A 2,074-nucleotide genomic window follows, 5' to 3' on the forward strand; every position below is an offset into this window, starting at 1 on the left:
TCAGCATGAACCAGACGCGCCGCTCATCACCCAGTAGTAACGCCACACCGACCGCGGCCAGGCACAGCACTCACCGAAGGAGGGTGAAGGCAAGTGCAGCGATGCCGCCCCCGAACGCGTCTGAGCCGTCCTGATCACCCCGAACAACACCGCGCTCCCGATCAAGCGCATTCGCGCCGCCATCGACCCGTACTGGGTGATCGTCGGCGGCGGCGTCGAGAACACCGACACCGACCGCGAGGCCGCACTCCTGCGCGAGATCAGCGAGGAGATCGCCGGCGACGCCGAGATCCTGCGCCTGCTCCACCAGCTGGACAACCCCAAGGGGGGAGACGGAGTACTTCTACCTGGCCCGCATCGAGACGTGGGACTTCGACAACCGCACCGGCCCGGAGTTAGCCCGCACCGACCGCGGCGAGTACATCCTCGAGGAGATCCCGCTCACCAGGAACGCTGTCGAAGCGCTGAACCTGATGCCCCGCAGTTCAAGGACGTCCTGTGCAAGGCAATTGCACGCGGTGAACTGACTCCCGCGCCATAGCGTGCAGCGCTGCGCAGACACGCCCCATCGTGCTCCCGCAGACCGAGCAGCTGGAGCAGGACAGGCGAAGACCTCTTCGAGGACGGCCGGCCGGGACCGCCCGGCCCCGGCGAGCCGCCACCTCGCCAGCGCGCCCGGTAGCGGCGCGTCCCCCGCTGCGGCTGGCGCCTGCTCGCGGGACAGCGAAATACGGGGAACTGCGTCCGACCCCGTGCCGCTACTGCAGGGCGGCCCGCACCAGGACCTACCAGTCCTCATCCTCGCCGCGCATGTGACGCCACTGCTGGACGATCTCCCGCGCACCGCGTGCCAGCTCTGCGTAGTGCGCCGGGCATTCCCACAGTTCGCGGGCCGAGAGCTCGACGGGCACCGGGGTGTCCGGGTGGTCCTCGGGCGCGTACAGATGTACTACCGCCTCGTAGCGGGAGGCCGTGTGCGTGGTCGCGGACCAGGGGTGCTGGGGGTGCTCGCACGAGGCGTCCGGGTCGATGGTGTCCAGGGCCGCGACCAGGTCGCGGACGTAGGAGGGGGGCAGGCCGTCGTAGGTCTGGGCGATGCCCATCCACAGGGACAGGAACAGGCCGATCCGTTCCTCGTCACGCACCTGCCCAGCCAGCCAGCGGCGGGAGGACCACAGCGCGACGGGGCCGGTGTTGTCCTCCCAGGAACGCCGGATCGCCTCCTGCAGGGCGACGATGTCGATCCCGCCGTCGCCCCGGAGGAACCGCGCGTCGAGGTGGGAGACGCCCACGTTGCCGAAGAGCTCCTCGTGGGCCTCGCGCATGCGGGCGGCGGCCCCGTCGGCGAGGCCGGCGAGGAACGCCTCGCAGTCGAACGCCGCCAACTCCTCGCCCTCCAGCCCGTACTCCTCGGCGAACACGGCACGGCCGGCCTCGGACAGCATGCTCACTCCGGCCTCGACGCCGTACTCGTCGTCCACGTCCGTGGGGTGGGCTCCGGCCGGGCAGGTGCAGGACGCCGGGTCGAGCGTGGCCCGCAATCCTTCCAGGGCTCGCGTGTACGACGCGAGGAGGGACTGGCTGAAGACGCGTGCGGCGAGGTACCAGCACGTGGTGTGGAGCAGGATCGTGTACCCGGTCCGCTCCCGGCGCCCCTGTGGGGTGCCGATGCGGTCAAGCGCGTCCGCCGCGTCGTCGGCGAGCAGTCCGAGGGTCGCCGACGGGCTTCCGTAGGGGTAGTCGCTGACGATCCCGCAGAGGTCGGAGATCAGTTCTTTGTGGTCGTCGGGCAGGGTGGGGGGCACTTCAGTCACGTCGGTAGTCGACGACGCAGTGGGCCGGCCGGTTCCCGCGGCCCGGGTCAGGGCCTCACCGGTGGACGCGTCCTGCCCGGAGAAGTGAGCGTATTCCTGGCAGAGGTAGGCACAGGCGGCGCCGGGTCCGCCACGCCAATGGGCGGAGCCGGTCGGGTCCGCGGCGTCCGCTCCGCCGTTCGGCGTCCACGAGCTCGGGGACGGCCTGTACCCGTCCGGCGACCTGGTGGACTGACCGCGCGACTCGGTCGGTGTGTCAG

General features: G+C 70.7%; 2 protein-coding genes. One reads left to right on the forward strand and one right to left on the reverse strand.

Going from position 1 to position 2,074, the window contains the following annotated elements; all coding sequences use genetic code 11:
* Positions 1-181: 181 nt before the first annotated feature.
* Complete coding sequence (locus ABZ641_RS34550; protein ID WP_359988303.1) at positions 182-541, forward strand: NUDIX domain-containing protein; 360 nt, start codon at positions 182-184, stop codon at positions 539-541.
* A gap of 244 nt (positions 542-785) precedes the next feature.
* On the opposite strand, the gene ABZ641_RS34555 is transcribed toward ABZ641_RS34550, so the two are convergent.
* Entirely contained in the window at positions 786-1,814 is a 1,029-nt protein-coding gene (locus tag ABZ641_RS34555) for a hypothetical protein (RefSeq protein ID WP_359988301.1), read from the reverse strand.
* Between the last annotated feature and the right edge of the window lie 260 nt (positions 1,815-2,074).

The sequence above is a fragment of the Kitasatospora sp. NPDC007106 genome (assembly GCF_040634455.1).
Classification (GTDB): domain Bacteria; phylum Actinomycetota; class Actinomycetes; order Streptomycetales; family Streptomycetaceae; genus Kitasatospora; species Kitasatospora arboriphila.